This window comes from Rhodoplanes sp. (genome assembly GCF_013377085.1).
In the GTDB taxonomy this organism is placed as follows: domain Bacteria; phylum Pseudomonadota; class Alphaproteobacteria; order Rhizobiales; family Xanthobacteraceae; genus Rhodoplanes.
In genome coordinates, this window is record NZ_JACAAX010000005.1 from 94,493 (window position 1) to 117,372 (window position 22,880).

General features: G+C 66.8%; 11 protein-coding genes. 5 read left to right on the top strand and 6 right to left on the bottom strand.

Annotated features, from left to right (window positions below; translation table 11 throughout):
* The first annotated feature begins 28 nt into the window (after positions 1-28).
* On the top strand, positions 29-1,036 hold the full coding sequence (locus tag HXX10_RS06005; RefSeq protein WP_296520686.1) for a formate/nitrite transporter family protein: 1,008 nt from the start codon (positions 29-31) through the stop codon (positions 1,034-1,036).
* Positions 1,033-1,896 (top strand): pyruvate formate-lyase-activating protein, encoded by an 864-nt coding sequence (gene pflA, locus HXX10_RS06010; RefSeq protein ID WP_296520688.1) that lies wholly within the window; start codon positions 1,033-1,035, stop codon positions 1,894-1,896. Before HXX10_RS06005 ends, pflA begins: the two co-directional genes overlap by 4 nt.
* 22 nt (positions 1,897-1,918) lie before the next feature.
* On the opposite strand, the gene HXX10_RS06015 is transcribed toward pflA, so the two are convergent.
* The 4 genes from HXX10_RS06015 to HXX10_RS06030 form a co-directional block, all read right to left on the bottom strand.
* Positions 1,919-2,929 (bottom strand): amidohydrolase family protein, encoded by a 1,011-nt coding sequence (locus HXX10_RS06015; protein ID WP_296520689.1) that lies wholly within the window; start codon positions 2,927-2,929, stop codon positions 1,919-1,921.
* A 51-nt stretch (positions 2,930-2,980) separates the two neighbouring features.
* On the bottom strand, positions 2,981-3,997 hold the full coding sequence (locus HXX10_RS06020) for a tripartite tricarboxylate transporter substrate binding protein (protein ID WP_296520691.1): 1,017 nt from the start codon (positions 3,995-3,997) through the stop codon (positions 2,981-2,983).
* A gap of 275 nt (positions 3,998-4,272) precedes the next feature.
* Positions 4,273-5,451 carry an MFS transporter gene (locus HXX10_RS06025; protein WP_296520692.1) on the bottom strand — a complete coding sequence of 393 codons (1,179 nt, stop codon included), beginning with the start codon at positions 5,449-5,451 and terminating at the stop codon, positions 4,273-4,275.
* The gene (locus tag HXX10_RS06030; protein WP_296520694.1) at positions 5,448-6,017 is read right to left on the bottom strand and encodes a GNAT family N-acetyltransferase; all 570 of its coding nucleotides are present in this window, start codon (positions 6,015-6,017) and stop codon (positions 5,448-5,450) included. The genes HXX10_RS06025 and HXX10_RS06030 overlap by 4 nt, the downstream gene beginning before the upstream one ends.
* 107 nt (positions 6,018-6,124) lie before the next feature.
* Here HXX10_RS06030 and HXX10_RS06035 point away from each other — a divergent pair, with 107 nt between their 5' ends.
* The 3 genes from HXX10_RS06035 (at position 6,125) to HXX10_RS06045 (ending at position 8,243) form a co-directional block, all read left to right on the top strand.
* A complete protein-coding gene (locus tag HXX10_RS06035; protein ID WP_296520696.1) occupies positions 6,125-7,060 on the top strand; it encodes a LysR family transcriptional regulator in 936 nt (311 codons plus the stop codon).
* A 155-nt stretch (positions 7,061-7,215) separates the two neighbouring features.
* Complete coding sequence (locus HXX10_RS06040) at positions 7,216-7,686, top strand: response regulator (protein ID WP_296520699.1); 471 nt, start codon at positions 7,216-7,218, stop codon at positions 7,684-7,686.
* A 356-nt stretch (positions 7,687-8,042) separates the two neighbouring features.
* On the top strand, positions 8,043-8,243 hold the full coding sequence (locus HXX10_RS06045) for a hypothetical protein (protein WP_296520701.1): 201 nt from the start codon (positions 8,043-8,045) through the stop codon (positions 8,241-8,243).
* A gap of 511 nt (positions 8,244-8,754) precedes the next feature.
* Here the strand turns inward: HXX10_RS06045 and HXX10_RS06050 are convergent.
* Both HXX10_RS06050 and HXX10_RS06055 read right to left on the bottom strand, forming a co-directional pair.
* Entirely contained in the window at positions 8,755-9,219 is a 465-nt protein-coding gene (locus tag HXX10_RS06050) for a transposase DNA-binding-containing protein (protein WP_367141932.1), read from the bottom strand.
* Between the two features lie 175 nt (positions 9,220-9,394).
* A complete protein-coding gene (locus HXX10_RS06055; protein WP_296520704.1) occupies positions 9,395-22,861 on the bottom strand; it encodes a filamentous haemagglutinin family protein in 13,467 nt (4,488 codons plus the stop codon).
* Between the last annotated feature and the right edge of the window lie 19 nt (positions 22,862-22,880).

The window sequence follows — 22,880 nt, forward strand, 5'->3', positions numbered from 1 at the left end:
CGGCGAAGCCGCGCGACGGGAGCAGGACATGGCGGCGGACCACACGACGCAGGGCGCGGAGCTGTTCGGCTCCGACGCCTATTCTCCGGCCGAGATCCAGGACAAGGTCGAGAAGATCGGCGTCAACAAGGCACGTCTGCCGTTCTTCGCGAGCTTCATGCTCTCGATCGTCGCGGGCGGCTCGATCGGGTTCGGTGGCTTGTTCTTCTGCATCGTGCTGGCCGATCCGTCGCTGGGATTCGCCATTCAGCGCGTGCTCGGCGGCGTCCTGTTCTCGCTCGGGCTCGCGCTCGTCATGATCGGCGGCGCCGAGCTGTTCACCGGCAATTGCCTGATCGTGATGGCCTGGATGAACCGGCAGATCCGGACTGCGGAGGTCTTGAGGAACTGGGCGACCGTGTGGCTCGGCAATCTCGTCGGTGCGCTCGGTCTCGTCGGCCTCGTCTTCATGGCGCACCACACCGATCTCGGCAACGGACAGGTCGGTGTGGCCGTTCTCAAGCTCGCCGTCGGAAAGATCGCGCCGGACGCGACGACGATCCTCTTCAAGGGCATTCTGTGCAATGTGCTCGTCTGCCTCGGCGTGTGGCTCGCCTATGCGGGGCGCTCCGTCACCGACAAGATGGTCGGCATGGTGCTGCCGGTCGCCTGTTTCGTCGCGGCGGGGTTCGAGCATTGCGTCGCCAACATGTACTTCCTGCCGCTGGCGTGGCTGTTGACCGCCACCGGGCCGGTCCCCGAGGGGATCGATGTTTCGGCGATCACGCTGGCCGGCATCGTGCACAACCTGGTCCCGGCGACGCTCGGCAACATCGTCGGCGGGGCGGGCTTCGTCGGGGTCGTGTACTGGGCGATCTACCGCAAGTGCCTGGGCGGGCTGACGACCCTGCCGGTCTCCGCAGCACCGCGGGCGAGGATGCCGGACGCGGTGCCCGGTGCCCTTCGCACCGCGACGGGCACGAGCGAGGCATCGGGGGCGTCCGTCCATCACATCCCTGCTTCGCCCTCCGGCGTCAGCGTCGGGGCCCCGCGATGATCCGCCCGCCGCCGTCTCGCTGTCCTGACGGCATCGGGCCGGCCGGCGAGCTCGGCTTGCACAGGGCCGCCTTGCCGGGCCGCGTCTGCGAGCTGCCGCCCGGGTCCGGGCCGTATCGATCCGCGGAGGAGCCGGTCGGCTTCCTGCATTCGGTGGAGACTGGCGCAGCCGGGGACGGGCCCGGCATGAGGTTCGTGTTTTTCCTGTCCGGCTGTCCGTTCCGCTGCGTCTATTGCCACAACCCGGACACCTGGAAGCTTTCGGCCGGGCGTCGCATCGACCTCGACGAGGCTTTGGCCGAGGTGACGCCCTATCGGAGCTTCCTGCGCATGGCCGGCGGCGTCACCGTCTCGGGCGGCGAGCCGATGACCCAGCCGGACTTCGTCGGCGCGCTGTTGACGCGGTTGCACGACGAGATGCGGCTGCATACCGCCCTCGATACGACCGGCTTCCTCGGCCACAAGGTGGCCGACGACTGGTTCGACGCCGTCGACCTCGTGCTCCTGGACATCAAGCATTCGGATCCGGCCGCCTATCGGCAGATCACCGGGCGGGACCTGCAGCCGACCCTCGACTTTGCTCGCCGCATGGTGCGGCTGGAGAAGCCGATGTGGATCCGTTACGTCCTCGTCCCCGGCCTCACGGACGGGGCGGCCGACATGGCGCGGCTCGCCGATATCCTGGTCGATCTCGGCCCGCTGGTGCAGCAGGTCGACGTGCTGCCCTACCACCGGCTCGGCGAGCACAAATGGGCCGAGCTGGGGCGCGCCTATCCGCTCGGCGACACGCCGACACCGACGCGCGCCCAGGTCGCGGACGCAGTTGCGATCTTCAAGGATCGCGGCCTCGCGGCCCGGTGATCCGGGCCGCATCTCGGGTAGACTACAGTCCGAAAATCTGCCGGGCCGTGGTGCCGCGCACCTTGTCGCGGGTGCTTCCGGCGAGGCGGTCGACGCGGGCGAGGCAGCCGAACATGTCACCGATGGTGTGCGGATAATCCGAGCCGTACATCACCCGGTCGGCCCCGAACGCCCCGACCGCCATTTCCAGCGCGTCCTGGCGGAACACCACGGCGTCGCAATAGATCATCCGCATGGCGTCGGACGGCCGCATGAAATAGCTCGGCCGGTGGTCGGTCTTGGCCCGCGTCGCCGGGATCTCGTACCAGCATTGATCGAGGCGGCCGACCAGATAGGGCAGTGCTCCGCCGCCATGCGCCGCGATGATCTTCACCCGCTGGAAGCGCTCGAAGAAGCCATCGAGCATCATCCGCCCGACCGCCAGCGTGGTGTCGAACGTGAAGCCGATCGAGGCGGTGAGCTGGAACTCGTGCATGCCCATCTCGGCGACGCCGGGCGGCGCCGTCGGATGCACCAGCACGGGCAGTCCGAGCTCGTCGATGCGTTTCCAGATCGGCTCGAACAGCGGATCGGTGAGCGGCTTGCCGTTGATGTTGGCGAGCACCATCACGCCGACGGCGCCGCGGGAGCGCGCCCGCTCCAGCTCGGCGATCGCGGTCTGCGGATATTCCCACGGCATCGACGCCATGAAGCGGATGCGGTCCGGATAGGCCGTCTGGGCGTCCGCCATGCTGTCGTTCATGATGCGGGCCGCCTCGAGCCCGATCGCCTCGCCGCCCCAGTAGACGTTGGGGCAGGACAGCGACATCACCGCGATGTCGATGCCGGCCTGGTCCATCTTCTTGATGCGCAGGTCGTAGTCGAACATCGGCGGCACCGGCGTCATGAACGGCGCGCCGTCGAGATGGATGGCGTGCAGGCCGGGCTGCACCTCCTTGGTGGTGTAGCGCGGTCCGCCGTGCTGCTTGAGCAGGTCGAACCACGCGTGGGTGAGCATGTGGGTATGGACGTCGATGACGGGAGACGTGGACACGTCGGGCCCTTTCTCGGGTGCTGAACGGGCGTTCGGAGGGAGGTCGGGAGGTCAGTCGATCTTGGTGGCGAAGGCCTCGACGGCGCGCGCCCAGCGCTCGCGGTCGGCCTTGACGATGGCGGCGAACTCTTCGGGCGTGTTCGGCGGCGACGGGTCCATGCCGAACGTCACCAGCAGGGCGCGAAAATCCGAGCTCGCCTGGATGCGCTGCAGCTCGGTGGAGAGCAGCGTGACGATCGCGGGCGGCGTGCCGGCCGGGGCCACCACGCCCTGCCAGGCCTGCCAGTCGAAGCCCGGCACCGTCGCGGCGATCGGCGGCACGCCGGCGATCAGCGTGGTCGGCGTTGCGGCCGAGCTGCCGAGCCCGATCACCTTGCCGGCCTCGATGTTCGGGATCGCCGCGGTGGCGTCGGCGAAGGCCATGTCGATCTTGCCGGAGAGGAGGTCCGGCAGGGCGGCCACGATGCCCTTGTAGGGCACGTGCTGGATGTCGAGGCCGTACTCCTTTTTGAGCGCCTCCATGAACAGGTGGTGCGGGCTGCCGTTGCCGACCGAGCCGTAGTTGAACTGTCCCGGCGTGGCCTGGATCGTCGCGATGGCCTCCTTCAGGGTGCGGGCCGGGAAGTCCGGCCGCGCGATCAGGAAGAAGTTGACGGCGCCGAGCTGGGCGATCGGTGCGAAGTCACGCTCCGGATCGATCGTCGACTTTTTGTACATGGCCGGACTGATGCCGAGCGTCGTCGAGGTCGCCATCATCAGCGTGTAACCGTCCGGCACCGCCTTCGCGACCATCTCGGCGCCGATCAACGTGCCGGCGCCCGGCTTGTTCTCGATCACCACGGGCTGCTTGAGGGCGGCGGAGAGGCGCTCGCCGACGGCGCGACCCAAAAGGTCGGTCAGTGCGCCGGGCGGATAGGGCACGACCAGTCGGATCGGCTTGACGGGGTACTCTTGCGGTTGGGACGGAGGCTGGGCCTGGGCCGCGCCACTGCCGTGCAGCAGCGTGGCCGCGGCCCCGGCCAAGGCGCCGAGAATTGCGGCCCGACATGAGAAAGAACTCCACGGCATGGTCGTCTCCGGTGTCGAACGATATGGATTGGCGACGGGACGCGGGTCCGGCCGGATGTCGGGGCCGACTGCGCCGGTCACTGAAATTCCAGGTCCGATACCGCGGACCGGCCGGCCGTATCGTCACATCTCGCGCCGGTTGCCGGCGGCCTCTTGGGCGCGGCATCGTCGCGGCGGTGGCATGCGGCTGTGCTGGTGGGTCGTCGTCTCGCGGGTCGTCCAGCGTCGGACGTGGGCATCGTTTCCGCACTCATGGCACGGCGGCGCCCGGTCCATCAAGACGCGCGTCGGTGGAACAGCCACCAGGTTCCGGCCGTACAGGCGAGCACCAGGGCGCCGATGGCGGCCGAACCGATCAGTGCGACGGCGGGACCCGGCCCGTCGATGACGGCGGCATAAGCGACCGGCGCGAGCGCCGAGACGAAGAAGCTCGCGGCGGTGAGCCGGCCGACCAGCCCGCCATAGGTGCGGTGGTCGAACAGCACCAGCGGCTGGGTGCCGCGCACGATGGTGAGGAGGCCGTTGCCGGCCCCGTAGGCGAGGGCAAAGCCGGCGCCGGCCATTGCCGAGACGCCGCCGAACAGGCCGACGACGAAGCAGGCCGGCAGAAGCGCCGTGGCGATCACGCCGAGCACCAGCGGGCTGAGCGTGCGGCCGAACATCACCTCGCACAGTCGCGCGCCCGACTGGCCGATGCCGCGCAGGGTCGACAGCCATACGGCGAGCCCGGCGCCGGTGCCGAGCCCGGCCATGATGCCGATCATGTGCGACGACATGCCGGCGGCCAGGAACGCCGTCAGGGTCACGGCGGTCGCATAGAGGGAGGCGGCGACGACGCGGTCGCGGCGGCTCGCCGCAAGCGGCGGCGGCACCGGCGGCCCGTCGGGCGGCGGGCCGCCGTAGCGCGCGTCGGGGATCGACCTGTGGATCGGCACGGTGGCCAGCGCGAACAGCCCGTAACACACGACGGCCCCGCGCCAGCCGAGCGCGCCCGCGAGCGCGTGGCCGATCGGCCAGAACACCGAGGAGGCGAGGCCGCCCAACAGCGTGATCTGCGAAATCGCCGGACGCGCCCCGGCGCCGCCGATCCGCACCAGCGCCGCGAAGGCCGCCTCGTAGAGGGTCGCCCGCATGGCGGCGCCGAGGCAGGCCCAGGCGGTGAGATACGTGGCCGTGTCATGGGCCAGCGCGAGACCGATGCAGCCGACGACGGTGAGCAGCGATCCGGCCGTCATCACGCGGCGTCCGCCGAACCGGTCGATCGCCCGGCCGATCGCTCCCGACAGGAGGCCCATCACGACGAGGGCGACGGCGAAGCCGCCATAGACGGCGGTGCGCGACCAGCCGAGCTCCTGCGCCATCTCGTCGCCGAGCACGCCGATCAGATAATAGGACACGCCCCACAGCACGAGCTGCGCCAGCCCCAGGCTCGCCACCAGACGTGGAGTGATCATGCCGGCTTCTGCAATGGCGGCCTCGCCGGCGGACTGCGGTCGCCATCGCCGAGCGGGCGCTGCATCAGCACGGTATCGAGCCAGACCCCGTGCTTCCAGCCGACCGAGGCGAGCGTGCCGACGAGGCGGAAGCCGGCGCGCGCGTGCAGGCGGACCGACGCCGCGTTGGCGGAGTCGCCGATCACCGCGACCATCTGGCGAAAGCCGCGCGCGGCAGCCTCGTCGACGAGCTCCGCCAGCAGGGCGCCGCCGATGCCCCGCGCCTGCAAGCGTGGCGTCACATAGACCGAGCTCTCGACCGTGCCGGCATAGGCCGGCCGCGAGCGATAGGCCCCCGCATAGGCATAGCCGACGACCGCGCCGCCGATCTCGGCCACTAGATACGGGAAGCCGCCGGTAAGCACTGCGTCGCGGCGGCGCGCCATCTCGGTCGCGTCGGGTGGATCGACCTCGAAGCTGGCGCGGCCGTGCCGCACCGCATGCGCGTAGATGGCCGTGACGGCGGCGATGTCGGACGGCGTGCAGTCGCGCAGCACGGGACGGATAAGATCGGAACGGCAGGACACGGAAACCTCGCAGCAGCGTCGACGAGACGGTCGTCGTCCGCACCTTGCGCTGCGCGCCTCGAAGACTGAAGCTTATAGGACTTATGCATCGGATAAGGATTCGTTTGATGAAGGGCCTCTCCCTCGATCAGCTCCGCACCTTCTGCGACGTCGCGGCGCTCGGCAGCTTCTCGGCCGCCGCCGAGCGGGCAGGTCTCACCCAGCCGGCCGTCAGCCTGCAGATCCGCAGCCTCGAGCGGCGGCTCGGCGTGCGGCTGATCGAGCGGGTCGGGCGGCACGCGCAGCCGACGCCGGCGGGTCGTGATCTGCTCGTCCACGCCAACCGCATCGGCGAGGAGATGGCGAGTGCGCTCGCAGCGGTCGCCCCGCATCGCGCCGGTACGGTCGGCCGGGTGCGGATCGGCACCGGCGCGACCGCGTGCATCTATCTGCTGCCGCCGGTCCTGCGGGCGCTGCGCCGGCGGATGCCGGGGCTGGAGATCATCGTGCAGACCGGCAACACCACCGATATCCTCGACCGCCTCGAGGCGAATGTGCTCGACGTCGCGCTGGCGACCCTGCCGGTGGCGGGTCGCAGCGTCCAGGTCACGCCGGTCTACGAGGACGAGCTGGTCGCCGTCTTCCCGGCGGCGGAGGCCGCGCCGGCGCGGCTCACGCCGGCCGTGCTGGCCGAGCGACCGCTGCTGCTCTACGAGGCCGGCGGAAACACGCGCCGGGTGATCGACCGCTGGTTCGCCCGCGCCGGCCGCACGCCCAAGCCCGTGATGGAGCTCGGCAGCGTCGAGGCCATCAAGGAGCTGATCGGCGCCGGGCTCGGCTGGGCCGTGCTGCCGCGGCTGGCCGTCGACAATGCCGAGGCGCGTCGGCGCATCGCAATCCGTCCGCTGGCACCGCGGCTCGTCCGGTCGCTCGCCGTGGTGCTGCGGCGAGACAAGCGGCTCGAGCGTGGCTTGCGCGCCGTCGTCGATGCGCTGTCGGCACTGCCGGAGAGCCGCGGCCGCGATGTCGCCCAGGGCCGGCCGGCGGCGCCGCGCGGGCGGTGAGGTCCGGCGCGGCACGATCAAGAGCCGCGCCGCAATGTTGCTAGCAATCGGTTTCTGTGGATCGACAAATGCAGTCGAGTTTACGCAATCGAATTAATCGAATGTTTGCGCGCGCGGTCTACATGTGATTGTCGACCAAGAACTGGGAGTCGGACATGCTCGATCTGGCCCGCGACACGACGCCCCGCACCATTGCCGATCCGCTTCCCGACGCGTCCGGCGCGCCGGCCGTGCTGGTGATCGACGACGATCCGGTGCACCGGATGGTGCTGTGCAAGACCTCGGAACGCGCCGGCCTCGTACCCACCGCCGCCGGGTCGTTTGGAGCTGCGATATCGCTGCTGCGGCGGAACGCCTATGCGGCCATCACGCTCGATCTGTCGCTCGGGACACGCAACGGCCTCGATGTTCTGCATGCGCTCGCCGGGATGCGCTGCCGCACGCCGATCGTCATCGTCAGCGGAACCAGCGCCGGCATGCGCACCGAGATGGCCTCGCTCGCCGGGCTGATGCAACTCGACGTGCGCCGCACCATGGCGAAGCCGGTCGACCTGGCGCTGCTGCGCCACGAACTGACTGCCATTCGCCACGAGAGCGAACCGACGGCGCAGCGCCTGACGGCGTGAGCGGACCGGGTATCACGCCTGCAGGGGCGGCTAGGTGTCGACATGGCAAAGGTGAGGTGGGGTGCCGCGAAAGAAGAAGCGGCCCCACATAGTTGTTCGCGACGGCGACAGGCCGCCGGCCGCAACAGCGTGGAGCCGCTCCTGATGTCGACGCGTCGCCCTGGCGCCGAGCCGTTACCGATCCGTTGTCGAGCCGGCCGCCGGCGGCATGGCGGCATGGCTAATCCTCGACCGGCGCCGGGCTCCGTCAGGTCGGCTCACAATGCCTGAAGCGATCATCGCTTGCCGACCGTCCGACCCGGCAATCTGATCATGTCACGTCACGTCACGTCGCGCCGCACGGCGCCGGCGACGCCGTGGCGCTCGACAATGCCCTCGGATATGTCGACGATGCGCGCGATCCGCTCCGGACCCTGGCCGCGCGCGAGGAATTCGAGGTGCTCCGGCCCGCATTCGATGAATTGACGCCGCGGCGCCGCTGCATCCTGGTCGCGTCGCGGGTCGCCTCGGCACCAGATGCGATGGCTTCCACGCAGACCGAATCGATCGACCGATGAAAGCCTGCCCGATTCGGAACTGGCCGCGTTCCAACCGTGCCATTTGAGAGCCGATTGTCGCGGTACCGTCCGCAAGGAACGCGCGCTTGCCGAGGCGCGGCGGTGTCCCGATTGCGATGCGGGCGTGTCATGCTTGAAGGGAAAGGAAAAAACCAGGGAGTGTGAAGGCTCTGGCGCGCCAGCCCGAACAAAACTGCGAACACCTATGTGATTGAAATCCAGTTGTGAATTCGCTTTATCTGGCGCGACTCGGTTTGACCCGCAGGCATCTCGACCAGATGACCAGTCTGTCGGCTCACCTGATATGGGACCGGGCGCGAGCATCACGGTGGCAGTGAATCCGATCCGTGTCGGTTTTCAGGGCTCAGTGTCGGTGCTCAGCCAGCCGGGATTCTCCGGGATCTGTCGAAATCAGCTGGGATGGCGAGTGCTCCGGCGGATGGCCTCTCGGCGGCGGCGCCAGACACCTGTAAATCAATTTCGGGTCGGGGGGCGTGTCTGCCGAAGCGGCTCAGACATACTCATGCGGGAGGGCGGGGGAACGAGATCTTGCCGAGCGGTTCGACGGCGAACGCGGCGACCACCGGGGCACAGCCGTTTCGGGACCTGGGGGCCTCGAAGGCACTTGGAAGGCCTTCAACTCGGCGAGCAGCCGCCGACAGTCGAGTAGACCGGCGCACCCATACTGGGGAACGGTCCGGATCTGTATTGCGTCATGGTGCCTTACCTTCGGGCCAGCAACGGCTACAATGTCGCTGCGGGGATATTCCGGCGTGTTCGGCCAATCCTGGCAAACGAACGCGATACTTTGTCCTACGTTGCTCCCGATCTGCTCGAGCAATGTGCAAAATCGCTTGCCAAGCCGCGCATCCCTAAATTCGCATCCGGCGACTTCCCGATCAACCGACGTCGTTGAAACGTCTCGGGCGGGATTTTCGCGCACAGTTGCGCGCGCACAGCGGCCCCCATGGAGCACCTCCCGAAGCAGGTGCTCACCAACGAATCACAACAGATTCTTTCGATTTGAGGAGTTGTCCCTGCGGAACCGTTCAAGAGCACCGGAAATGTGGGTAATCGAAAGATGCGATCGCCCGTGCGGGACATGAACGTCCTGCCGATGACCGATTAAACGCTTGTGTGTGAAGCGCTTTTCAGTTCCTGATCGCTTCCTTCTCCGTCTCGGTGAGCCCGATCATTTCGGACTCGCCGAGGGTCGAATAACCGAGCACACGCACATTGCTGTTCGGATCATAGCTTTGACGGCCATCTGGCCGCCGCGGCTTTTCGGGCTCCCGCGGATCCCCGTGCGGGCCGTCCCCGCCGCCGTAGCCCAGGATCTCGACGATGATGACCGAGGCTTGGTTGTCCCCGGGCCTGGAGGCGGTGGGGTTGCCTGCTTGTTGCGTTCCTGCGGTGGCGTTCGAGGCGGTCGCGAGCTTGCCGACATCGGGCGCGACCACGGTGGGTATGCCGCTGATCTTGCCCTGGGCCTGGATGTTGTCCGCATTCGCGATGTGCACGGCGAGAATGCTGAGGTCGCCCGAGACCCGGATGCCGGCGTCCCCGGCGTCCACGGTACCGCGCGGCGCCAGCAGATAGGCGTCGGACCTCCTCGCGAAGGACTGGGTCTGCAGCACCGCGATGCCGGCCCCGCTGACCAACCCGCCGAGGTCGACGGTCTCGATGTCGTCGGGATTGAAATTCACCTTGAGCGGCGGGTAGGAGAGCGTCGTTCGGGCGCCCCGGCCGGCGTCGATGTCGCCGTTCGAGGACCACATCAGGATATCCCCGCCGTACCAGGTCATGACGCGGCTGGCATTCACCAGAACGCTCTGATCGGTGAATGTGCTTATTCCGCCGCCGGCCAAAGTGAGGATGCCGAGATAATTCGGCTTCAGGTTGGTGTTCGGTTCGGTAGCCACCGAGCCGACGAGGATCGAGCCGCCCGGCCCGAGGATGGAAATATCGCCGCCCTTCTGGGTCTGGAGGGTGGCGTGCAGCAAGTCGAGATCGCCGGTCTTCACCAGCCGATTGGCGCCGTTGGTGCCGCCGTCGAGGGCATTTCGCGTATAGCCCCACTCGGCCGGGAAAAGCGTATCCACCATTTTGTAGCCGACCTGATACTTCAGGTAATTCTCGCCGTCGACCTGGCCGACGGACTTCAACGTGGCCATGTAGAGATCGACGACGAAGATATCCTGCAGCGCCTTCGAGAGGGCGTTGAAGACCGGCCAGGAGATCTTGTCCAATGCGAATTGCTGCTTGCCAAGGAACTCGCGCAGCTCGGCCATGTGTGCGGCGGGCGAGCCGCCCTTGATCTGGCTGACAAACACCTGTTGAACGCTCGGGTCGAGGGTCTCGAACAGGGCCAATTCCAAGCCGGTGGCATTCTTGAGGCCCACGGCGGTGTGGTCGTCGGACAGGTAAACCGCTTTGCCCGACTTGACCAAGAAGTCCGCGAAGTCGGCCTGATAGGTCTTGAAGCCGGTGCCTTTGGCGGGGTCCAGGTAGGCGTCGATCACACCCTGATAGTTGATGCCCTTGCCCACCCCGAACATGGCGACGATGCTGGCGCCGGTGTTCGGCAGCAGGTAGTTGCGGATGCCGCTGAAGCACACGTAGTTGCAGGTATTGGCGGTCGTCACGATGGGTCCGAGAAACGCCGGATTCGGTGGCATGACCGGTTGCAGTGATGAGGTCTGCCAGTTGCCGACCGGGAAGCGGTAAAAGATCGGTACCGACAGCAGCGTGCTCGGCGACCCCGGCGGAACATAGGTGTTGCCCTGCTGAACGAGCATTCCGTTGTTGCCGATCGATTGAATGCCTTCGGGAAACAGCGCCAGCGTCGTCGTGTCGTAGGCCAGCGGCAGAAACGGGCCGAGATCGCGGCCGGCCTCGACCAGCAGGAATCCCGGTCCGGCGATTTGCAGGCCGCCGTAATTGTACTTGCCGGTGTAGCGGATATCGCGACCGGCGATGACGCTGCTGACGTCGTCGAGATTGACGTTCTGGGCCACCATGTTGAGATCCAGAATGTCGCCGCCGGCCCGCACCGCAACCGCTCGGTTGCTCGAGAACAGATTGCCGCCTCCGATATTTCCGGTCACGGCGTAGAGGTGGTTGATCCCGGTGTCGCCGGAATGCGCGAGCAGCGCCTTCGAGGTGCCGGCGTCGTACCCGTTGTTCGGCGCAAAGGGATTGAAGGCGGCATCAATCAGGGACGCCCCGGTCGAGACGGGCGTTCCGCTGATGCTGCCGTTGGCGAGGAGATCGAGCCCGCCATTCAGCGAATCGGCAAGCACGACGCTGTCCGCCACCGTGATCGAGCCGGTGAAGGCAACGGCTTCGAGGCTCGACGGATAGAGCTTGGCCACGGCTGCGGCCGCCGGCGGGGCCGACAGGGTGATGTTGCCGCCGCCGGACGAAAGGCGGACCGCGCTGTCGGGTCCATAGGTCTCCATGGAATAGGAGTAGCCGCCGAGGGTCGGAGTTTGCTTTCGCAAGGCCGGCGGGTTGACGATGCCGGACAGTGAGATCGAGCCGCCCGCCGTCAAGGCGATCTGACCGGAATCCAAGGCCAGCACCGTCCCGCTCGTCGTCTTTCCTGTCGGCACGTCGCTGATCACTGACCCGCGCACCAGGATCTCGGCATGGCCCGAGCCCTCGTAGAAGGTGCCGCTGGCGAGCGCGCGGCCGACGCTGATCGTCATGTTGCCGCTGTCGTAAAGATGAAGTACCGGCGTATTGAGCTGGCCGTTGACCGTCTGGCTGAGACCGCCGCTGACCCGTCCGGTGGTCGGCAGCGACACCGAGAAATCCCTGACGTCGCGCCCCGCCCTCAGGGTGACGTTGCCGCCGATGCTCATCACCCCCTGGTCGAAGCTGCTGAACTGAATCCACCATGCGGATTGCTGCATCATCGTGGTTCCGCTCGGCTGGAAAACGCCGGCCCCGAGCTTCAGGAGGTAATTGCTCGTGTTTTGCAGTCCGATCTCGGTGGTCGACAGCAGCCACGGGGAATAGAACTGCGCGAACGACAGCGTTGCACTCTGGCCCGCGTTCTGAACGTTCTGGAAGCCGATGACGTCCTGCTGCGCCTCGATGGTGATGTCGCCGCCCATTTGCGGAAATGCTGCGGCGTTCGGCTGGCCGAATTGCGGCCTGGTGGCCGCGTTCTTTTCAAAGGCCAGCAACAGTTGCGGCTCGTAGAATGCGAGCGGATTGTTGGCGACCAGACGAGAGCTGGTGATGGACCATTGCGGGTCGCTCAGCGCGACCGGCAGCGCCGTGTTCACCCCAGCCGTGTAGATCACCCCCGGCGCGGCCTGATCCGTCAGCTCGAGGTTGCGCGCCGCGGCGATGTCGATGGCGCCCGTCCCGGTCCGCAGCATGGTCGGAACATTGACGGGCACGCGCACCAGCGAGTTGGAGGACCCGACCACCGTTTCGTCATAGGTCGCGTGCGCGGTGACGATCACGTTACCGTGCCCCGCATTGGCCGCCGACGCGTTGTCGCCGAACGTCGCGAGCGACACGACCGCATTGGGGTTGGCGCTGCCGATATCGGCGCCGGCCGTCACCCGGTAGGACCATGATCCGGGCGATTGAACCGTCTTGGTGTTGGCACTCGCGGTGCCGCAGCCGACCGTGCAGACCTGCAGGGTGGTTGGAAAGACATCGGCCGTGACGAGTGCCGCGGCGGTCGGGCTGATCCCGTTCGCCGACAGCGCGTAGGGAGCGACCGGAACGGGCAGCACGGCGCCGTTGTTGTCCAGCCGATAGCTGTTCAGGTAATATTCGACGTCGGCGCCGATGGTTCTCACGGCCCCGTTGGCTGTCGGATTTGTCGCGGCTTTTATGTAGGCCAGCACATTCGAGAGGTAGGTGGCATCGTTGTAATTGCGGAATCCGAAGAACCCGTCGCTGATCGAGGCGGCGATGTTGACGTCGCGGACCGCACGCAAGCTCAACGTCCCCGGCTCGAGGCCGAGCCGATAGATGAAGTCGATATAGCTGGTGGCGAAGTTGTACTTGTCGGTCGCCGCGAGGGCGGTGTTGTTGCTGCTGTAGGCCGTTCCGGCGGCCAGATTCCAGTTGGTGGCGACGGTGATGTCGCCTTTGTTGACGGTCGTGCGCGAGTTGATCAGGTCGATGCCGGGCTGCAGATGCACCGCGCCTGCCGTCGTTCCGCCCTGTCCATTCGCCTGCAGATAGCTGCCGAGCCGCGTCCGGGCGCCGGCGAAATCGTCGGCCGAGAACCAGGTGCCCTGGGAGACGCGCGCCAGCACGTCGCTGTAGAACAACGAATGGGCCGTGTTCACGGTGGTCGGCGTGAAGATGGCGGTGCCGGTGCCGGTGTCGGTGCGGTTGGTCAGCAGCAAGGTGTATCCGGCCGCGTTGGCGTCCGCCTGGAACACGCCGTTGGTCAACGTGCCAGACAGAGCCGACGACGAGGTGATCTTGATTGATCCTCCCGAGCCTCCCTGAGCCGCAGTTGTCTGGGTCAGGGTCGGCGTCTCGTAGGCCGCCGTGCCGATCGAGGTGATCGACGCCGTTATCCCCATGCTCACCGTGACGGTGGGCGCGGCCGTCTGGCCGGTGAACGAAACGGTGGCTTTAGCGCTGTAGCCTTCGCCGCCGTTCAAGTTGGAGAGCGAGAGGAGCTTGTAGGTGGCCGACTGGACCGACGCCGTCGCCTTCGTCGCGCCGCTTCCAATCGTGAGTGCGGTGGGCGCACTCGTGAAACTCACCGCACTGGTGGTGGGGATAGTGACGCCCGTCCATTGGCCGCCGGTGATGATCGCCGTGCCGATGACGACCGAATTTCCGCTGCTGTCCGTGACGTTCACAGACGCGCCGTTCGCCAGCGTCGTCGCGACCGGGTTGATGCTGACTGTTCGCAAGCCGGCGTTCACCGTGGCGCTGGCCGGGGTGCCTCCATTCGCCAGGCCGGTGGTGTTCGGCTGTGAAAAGGTCGCGGTGGGGAAACTGCTGAATGTGCCTTGGGCGAGCGTGCTGACCGTCAGTGTGACGATCTTCAGGCTGCCGATGATGGTCAACGTCTCGGAGCCCGTGGTCAGCGTGAAATATGGCTTCGAGGTGTATCCGCTTCCGGGGGTGATATCGAGCTTCCAGCCGGTGACGTTGGTGAGCTTGCCGTTCACCATCGTGCCGTCGGAATTGAACCAGCCGGCCGGATCGATGATGCCGTCCCAGATGACCGCCGTGCCGTTGGAGGCCCGCAAGGCCGAACCGTCGATGCCGTAGCCGGTGTTGCCGGTGTCGAAGGCGACGTAGCCTTCGACATTGACGGCGCGGGCGCCGCTGACGGTGGAGCCGATGTTCTGAATCTTGACGTCGGAAAGGCCGTCTTCCGGCGCACGCAGCTTCACGGTGCCGCCGCTGAGACCGCCCTTGGTGCCGCCGGAGACGTCGATGGTCGAGCCGGCTTCAAGATTGATGCCGCCGATCTTGGTGGTCGGATTCCAGGGCGCGTTCCAGCCGACGCCGATGACGACATCGCCGCCGCGTTCGTCGGCATGGGTGGTGGACGCGCGGATCGAGCCGGTCGAGGCCAGGCGGACCGAATTGGCGCCCCACAGCCCGACCTGTCCGCCCGCCTGGTTGGCGCCGTCGAGCGTCGCGGCATCCTCGCCACGGGCGTCGATGGTGCCGGCGATGGTCAGATTGCCGTTGGCGGTGGTGTCGGCGCCGGTCTTGGCGTCCGCGACGATCGTGATGGCGTGCGCCTGCAGCGTGTGGCCTTGCGACAAGGTCAGGTTGCCCTGCCGCGTATGAATGTCGATCCCGCCGTTCACGCCCCCGCGCACCAGGCTGTCCGCCAGCGCGTCGAGCGAAGTGCTCAGCGCCAGCCCATCGAGGCGGATGATCCCGCCGTGGCCGGCCGCCCCCGTCGTCGCGTCGAGCGCGCCGTTCAGTCCGATAAGTCCTGCCGCCGCGTTCACCACGAGCTCGCCGCCGTAGCCGAAGCCGATATTGCCGAGCTCGTCTTTCGGCTGTGCCAGATCGATCGTGCTGCCCGGAGCCGTGTAGACGTCGCCGGCATCGGCCGTGAACGTCACGGTGCCGCCGGAAATATAACGGTCGAGATCGAAGAAGCTCTGCTTGAACCCACCGGCCGCAACATAGGCGCCGTCCGCGAGCCTGATGCCGTAGGTTCCGGTCGGATCGGTGCCGGTGGTGTGGATGACGAGCGTGCCGCCCTGCGCCTGGATCGCGCCGGACAGCGCGAAAGCCTTGGCGTCGATCTCCAGATACCCTCCGTTCTCGGTGGTCGCGGCCGGCACACCGCCCTGGCTCCCTGAGGGACGGTCCACGGTGACGCGCCCGCGGGTGCTGATGAGGAATTGCGATCCGGTGCCGGCGCTCGACGAGGTCGCCGCCCCGACCAGCAGATTGGGCGTCGTCATCGTCAGATCGACCTCGACCGGGTCGATATAGGCCCCGGTGCCGTCCTTGCCATTGAGCCCGAGCTGAAGCGAGCCGGCTTTCCTGACGAAGACGCGGGTATCGGCCGCGAAGGCGACCGCGCCGAAGCCCGCGATGGTCTGATTGCCGCCGCCGAGATCGATCTGGTCGGCATTCATGCTGAGCACCGAACCCGCCGTGGCCGTCTGGGACGTGGTGCCGGACTGGCCGCTGTTGAGCAAGGTCAGCGTTCCGCCCGTGCCGATCGACACATCGCCACTGTGCCCCGCCAGAAACGGCGCGTCCAGCGTCACCCCGAGCGACTTCCGGCCGCTGTCGAGCGACGGAGCGCCGTAGAATTCGATCCCGCCGCCGAGCGCCTTCAACGACAGATAGTGCCCGTCCGCCAACCGATCGAAGACCTCCGTCGTCATCGTCACCGCGGCGGCGGACGCAGCCGCGGTGCCGAGGGCATAATTCTTGGCGACGAGGCTGATCCGGGTCGTGTCGAACCGCGCGGTCTGGTCGAAGCTGATCGCCGCCGTGCTCTTGGTGGCGTTGAGCATGAGCGACTGGCCGCGCACATCGGCATTGGCGGCGATCGAGATCGTTCCCGTGTTGTTGCCGTTGCCGCCCGGCAGGTTCAGCGTTTCCGTCACCGTGCTGGTGGTCGCTGCCGGAACGAACTTGATCTGGAGCGGGCCATTGTTGGTTCCAATCAAGTTTCCAAAGCTGAGCAACGGGTCGCTGGTGAGCGCCATCATGGCCCCGAAGGTCTGGGAGCCGGAGTAGTTTTTCAGCAGGGCGAGAACGGTTGGATCGTTGTTCTGAAGCAGGCTGAGCTTGGCGCCCGTGATGGTCGTTCCGTCGGCGCTGAGCGTTCCGCCGAGGGCAGTGGCAAGATCGGTGGCGGTCGCCGGCGAAGGCGTCACATAGCGGCGGGCGAAGGCATTGCCGGTCGTGCCGGTGGCGTGGATGACGCTGCCCGCGGCGACGACGATATTGCCGGAGTTCGGGTCCGCCGGCCCCGAGCTGACATTGTTCAGGCTGAAGTTGAACGTCGTCGGATTGCCTAAGCTGGGAACGATGGTAAAAATCTGATTCAGCGTGCCTGCCGCGACCGACGGCGCCGCCACCAGGATGATTTCCGGCGCGGCGAATTCGACGCCATGGGTATCCACCAGGACCTGGGACGCGAAAGCGGTGATCAGCGTGGTGCCGTCCGCCCGATCGGAGCGCAAGCCGCCGATCAGCACGCTCCCGAACTGCGAGATCTGGGTCACGTCCACGCCCAGATATCCGTCTGGTGCCGTTTGTCCGGGCGCGATCAGGGCGATCTGGCTCGATGACAGGTCGAGCTGGCCCGGACGCCCGTATCCTTCCGCCGACGCACGCGCGGTGGCGTTCATGACCAGCGTATTCTGCGCACTGATCGCCAGCCGGCCGGCGTCGATCGGCAGATACGGAACGTTGACGCCGTCGTGGACCGACTTGTCGTAGAAATAGGAATTGGCCGACGTGCCGGTGATCTCGCTGTATTGCCGCCAGACGTCGTTGGTCTGCACGGCGAACAGCTCGGTGCCGGACGACCGACCGCCCGGCTTGGTCGATTGAACGTAATAGCCGCCGACGAGCTGCGTGCGGTCGGCCAGCGTCGCGCCGGCCAGGCTCGATCGTCCGAGCGCGCTGCCGTAATCGACGACCCGCAACGCGCCCGGCAGGGTCGCGTAGTGGGCCGGATACAGCGTGTAGGTTCCGGCCGCGATGCCGTTGCCGCCGGCGAGATAGACCTGCTGTCCGACCAACGGCTGGGAATCTCGCAACCGATAGATGAAGTCGATATCGAAGGCGGCGACCGGATCGGTGCTCGACGGAAGCAGGGCATAGACGATCGGCCCCGTCGCCCTCCTGGCCAGCGTATCGATGGTTCCGCCCTTGCCCTGGACGAATTCATTGGCCTGGAGATCGCCGCCGCCGGAGACATCGACCGTCGCGGTGCTTTGCAGGGTGACGCTCCGGCCGGTCAACGTGATGGACTTGGTCGGCAGGAACGTCGTGGCGGTCGCCGACAGGCTGAGCGGATTGGTGTTGTCGTTGTAGTACCAGTTGACGCCGTCCTCGGTCGCGCCGTACGGCACCACGACGTCTTTCAACGACACCGACGTCAGACTGCCGGCGCCGAGCGTCACGGACTGCGCCGTGGCATCGCCCAGCACGATCTTGCCGAGGGGAGCGAACAGATTGCCGTTCTGGGCGATGGTCGTCGCAAGGACCGTGACGCTGCCGCCCGCCGACAACGGAATCCGGGTATTGCTGCCGACCGGCGAAGAGAAGGTCACGGCGCCGGCCTGGATGGTGAAGTCGACGTTGGTGACCGGATAGATGCGCTGGGCTTGCAACAGCAAGCTGCCAGGCGTCGTCAGCGTACCGCTGAACGTGTTGGGATTGGTGGTGATATTCGTGCGGTCACCAGCCTCGAGCACACGCGGCGTGCTGAGCCGGATGTCGCCCGTGCTCACCAGGTTGACCGACGAGAAGCCGGACAAGACTGCACTCTCGACGTCGATCGTGGCACCGTTGAACGTCAAGGTGCCGTTGCCGGATGCGGCGGTTTGCGTGCTTTGGACGCCTGTCGTCAGCAGAACATAAGGCGCGGAGATGTTCACCGTGCTGGTGCTCGCCGGCGAATTCTGCGTGATCGCCTGGGCGCCGAGATACAGCCGCTGGCCGACCGACCAGTCGATATTTCCGACGGTCTTGAGCGTGAAAGATTTGTAGGACGCAACCGCTCCGATGGCGGAGTCCAGGATCGGGAAATATTCCCCCACCTTGGCATTGGCGTCGCTGTAGAGAAAAATGGTGCCGAACTCGGCAAGCTTGTCGACCGTCACATGAACGTTGCCGGCGTTGTTCGTCGTGTTGTTTGCCGGCGCGAACGACGCCAGGCCGGCGGGCAGGGTGTCGCCGATACCGGTCGCGCGGGACGGCGTCGGCACTTTGGCGAGCGCCGCGCGCAGATCGCCGCCGAGCGTCGCAGTGACGCTCTGAGCCAGGTACACCTGTCCGCCGCCGATGATCAGCGTGCCGTCATTGCCCTGAGGGGCCCCGGCCTTGGCGGCGAAACGGCCGTCCCACAACAGGGTCATGGCGGCGATGGTCAACGTTCCGCCGTCGCTCCACGCGTCGACCGGTTCGGCCGCACCGATGCCCCGCAATGTCGCGCTTGCGCCGGACACGTCGATATTGGCGCCGCTCTGGCCGACCACATAGCTATTGTACGAGGTGGTCGAGTTCCCGGGGTCGGACGCCAATGTCACGTTGCCGCCGGCGAGCAGCTTGCCGTTGACCGTCGCGCCGCCCACCTGGCCGAAGGTGGAATTCGCGACAAAAGTGCCGGAGACGTCGATCAGCGCCTGCGAACCGAGCCAGACGTGTTTTGCGTTCACGCTGACCTGGCCGCCGTGGCTGACGATCTTCCCCAGCAGGAGCGAGGAAACGCCCGGATCATAGCCAACCGGCACGGTCGTGGTCGGAGCGCTTTGCGTGCCGCGCAGAACGACAGCGGCGCGCGCATCGGCGTTGATCGCGGAGCCAGTGTCGAGAAGGACGTAGTCCGAGCCGAACGTGAGACCGGTAGCGGCGCGCTGGTCGTCCGGCAAGGTGGCGACCGACAGAACGCCGCCGAGGGTGGTTCCGGTCGGCAGATCCCGGAGTATCGAGCCTGGGTGCGAATAATTGCGCTGGCTCAGAGTCAAGGTCTCGCCCGCGGCCAGCGTGATGCTGGTGCTGTTGGCTTGAACCTGGCTGCCGAGACTGAGGTCGAGCTTCCAGCGGTAGTCCGCCACGGACTGGACGGTGTATTTGGAAAAGCCGCCGGTGGTGAACAGCGACGTCGGCAGCCACAGGTTCGCGCCCGTGTTCTGCGCCCCTCCGATTTGAACAGCCCGCGGCGCCGCGATGAGCAGTTCGCCGTTGCTGGTGAAGCCGTAGGACCGGATCACCGCGGCGGGATCGATCAGGACATTGGCGTATTTTTCGGTTCCGTCGTCGCCTTGCGGGCCGGAGCCGCTCTGGCCGGGAGCGATGAACGGCGTGCCCTGGTAGACCGCCAGCGAGATGTTGCCGCCCTTGCCGGCTGGAACCTGGAAGGCCGAGGTCTTGAGCTTGCCGTTGACCCCGATATATCCGCCGCTGGAAGCGTCGAGCACGCTGGTCGCGCCGAGGATGATGCTGCCGGTCGCGTCCTGCCATCCGGACGCGTAGTTCGTGGCGATGGAGATGGCGCCGCCATTGATGAAGGCCGGGCCCGTGGCGAGAGCCGGCACGGTGATGCCGGTATCGTTGACCCATAGGCCGCTGGTGTCGAGCACCCCACCGATCCGGATGTCCGCGACGTTCGCGGTGCCGGACGTCTTCAAGGACAAATTGAAATTGGAGCTGATCTGGCTCAAGCTGTAATTGTCGGTGGTGAGCTTGATCTGGCCGCTGTGGGCGACGATCCGCCCCTGCAGGTCGATTCCCCCCGCGGTCTTGATCAACACGCTCCCGCCCGGCGCCATGTCGATCTCGCTGTCCTTCGTCAGCACGAGGTCGCTCGCCGTGATGACGAGGGCGGAAAGACCCGACAGACCGGCCGCGGAGAGATCGGTGCGGAAGAGCGCCTGGGATTTGAACAGATCCGTCGGGACCGGATCGTAAGCGGCCTTCGGCAGCGGCGTCGTCGGGGTGAAGTCCGGCGGCAGCGTCGCGCTCGTCCCGTTGCCGATCACGACGGCGACCGGAGCCGTGATCGACAGATAGCCCTGCGACGGCAATTCATAGGGGCTGCTCTGGCTCGGCGCGCCGTTCGCCAGCGTGCCGGACGCCTTCTTGCCGCCGGCGATCTGCCGTTCGCCCATGACCGACCCGAACAGGACGTCTCCGTCCAGCACCGGGTTCAGGGTGGTGATCGCGATGCCGCCCGCATCCCGGCCTTCGACGTAGCCGGCCTCGTAGCGCCAGCCCGGCATCAGACGGTTCGCAAAGCTGTCTTTGACGCCCCAATGCGGATGGGCGACGACGGTCTCCCCGAGCACGCCCACATAGGTGATGTTCGGATCGGCGTTGGTCATGCCGTAGCGGCGGCCATCGGCCCCGATCAGGACCGTGAACGGAACCTGGCCGGGCAGATATTTCACCGAACCGCCGGCGACGTTGATCAGCGAACCCGGCAGCAGGACGACGTCTCGCAGGGTCGTTCCGGTGATTTCCGTGCCCAGGCTGACCGTGCCCCCCTTGGTCATCAGCACGTCGATGCCCTGCGGGACGGCGTTGACGAAGCCATTGGCGTTGCCGAGCGGCGTGCCGAGCCAGGTGGTTCCGTCGCCGCGCGTGCCCGACTGGCGGACGTCGATATACAGGGTCTTTCCGACCAGCACGCCGTCCCGCTGCAGCGGGGTGTCGGCGAACTCGGTCCCGCGCGGCGTGTATGCGATGAAATTATCGCTCGCCGGCCGCACGACGTTCTGCAACCCGGCCACGTCGATGACGGCGCCTGGCTGCATCAGCACCCGTTGCGGGACGGTGTTGATATCGAGATTGGGGGCCGCGGTGCCGAGATGCGCGCTGTTCGAGATTATGACGCCGCCGTCGCTCGTGTTGTAGGTGCGGTCGGTCCTGAGCGACACCGTGGCGCTCGGCGCCGAGATCAGCCCAGTCGAGGCCATCGTCACGTCATAGGCGCCCATAAAGACGAAGGCCGGGATGAACGCCTGCACATTGCTGGCCGTGGCGGCCGCGGCGGCGCCGTTGAGGAACGGTAGGCTTTCGCCGTTGAAGTACGGCTGGACGCTGATGGTGCCGCTGAGGTCGATGCCGGTGGCCGCGTCCATCAGAACGCTGCTGTTGCGCGTGACGCTGGTGTCGGCCGAGATCACGCCGCTCATGACGATCTTGTCGCCGGACAGGAGCGCCGTGCCGCGCGGAGTCTCGATCAGGCCGGCCTGCGTCACCACGCCGGTGACCAGCCCCGGGGTCTGAAGATATGACGAATTGGCTGTCGGGCTCCCGCTCGCCTGGTAGCTCGCTGCGTAATGCGTGATGGTGAAGCCGGTGCCGCGGAACGTGATGTCGTTGGCGCTGTTCAACGGGTCCTTGGGCAGGGTGTTGCCGATATACGCGCCCGGGTTCAAGGTGACGGTGCGCGCCGCCACCATCGCGACCTCGCCGGCCGGCGACGTGATCGTGCCCGCGTTGAACACGTTGGAACCGAACAGATAGACGAAGCCGGGCGAGTCCTGCGCGTTGAGCGCCGTGGTGATGCTTGCACCGGCTTCGACGCGGATTTCGCCGCCGACCACGGCCGTATTGGCGTCGCCGCCGTCCGCCGTGCTGCTGATCGAGAAGCCACCGGTGGTCGTGATTCCGTTGTTGATAAAGAACTGGTCCCGCTGCAGGCGCGTCGAGCCGAGTGGGCCGACGTCGAGACTGGACGCCACCAGAGCCGTGACGTTGACCTGGCTGCCGGCGCCGAACACGATCCCGTTGCGATTGATGATGTAGATCGCGCCGGGTGCGGTGATCTGGCCGAGGATCTGACTGGGCCGGCCAGTCGGGTCGTCGATCCGGTTGAGGGCGGTCCAGTCGGTGTGGACGCCGTTCGCGTCCTCCTGGTGGAAATTGACTGCGGTGTTGCTGCCGACGTTGAAGGTCTTCCAGTTGAGGATCGCCTTGGGCTGCGTCTGCGCGATATCGACGGTGATCTTTCCGCCGACCTGGCGCTGCCCCGGCGTGAGGGCGCCGGTCCAGCTCGTGACGGTGTTGGCCTGGCCGTTGCCCGAAAGCCCTGAATCGGGTTCCAATCCGCCGATAGCCAAACCGTTCGGGATCGCGCCCGGCGCCAGGGCCGCAGCGTTGCGCGCCTGCAATTGGTTCAGTCGGATATCCCGGATCGCCTGGCTCGCGCGATTGATCGACGTGGTCGCCTGCTGCGCGGCCTGCAAGGCCGCGGCCTGCGCCGCCGCCACGGCCGCCGCCGGGGCCGAACTCACCGAAGCAGAGGCACTGTCTCTGAGCGATCCCGCCTCGAGCCGCGGCATCGCCGCCATGACGGCCAAGACGCTGACGCCGGCCAGCATGAACGCCCTGCCTTTCGGCCTCGGACCGATGGCGCGGACAATTTCGGTGACCCGGACCGGCGAGCGCTTCGGCATGACAGCTCCCTGAAGGTGA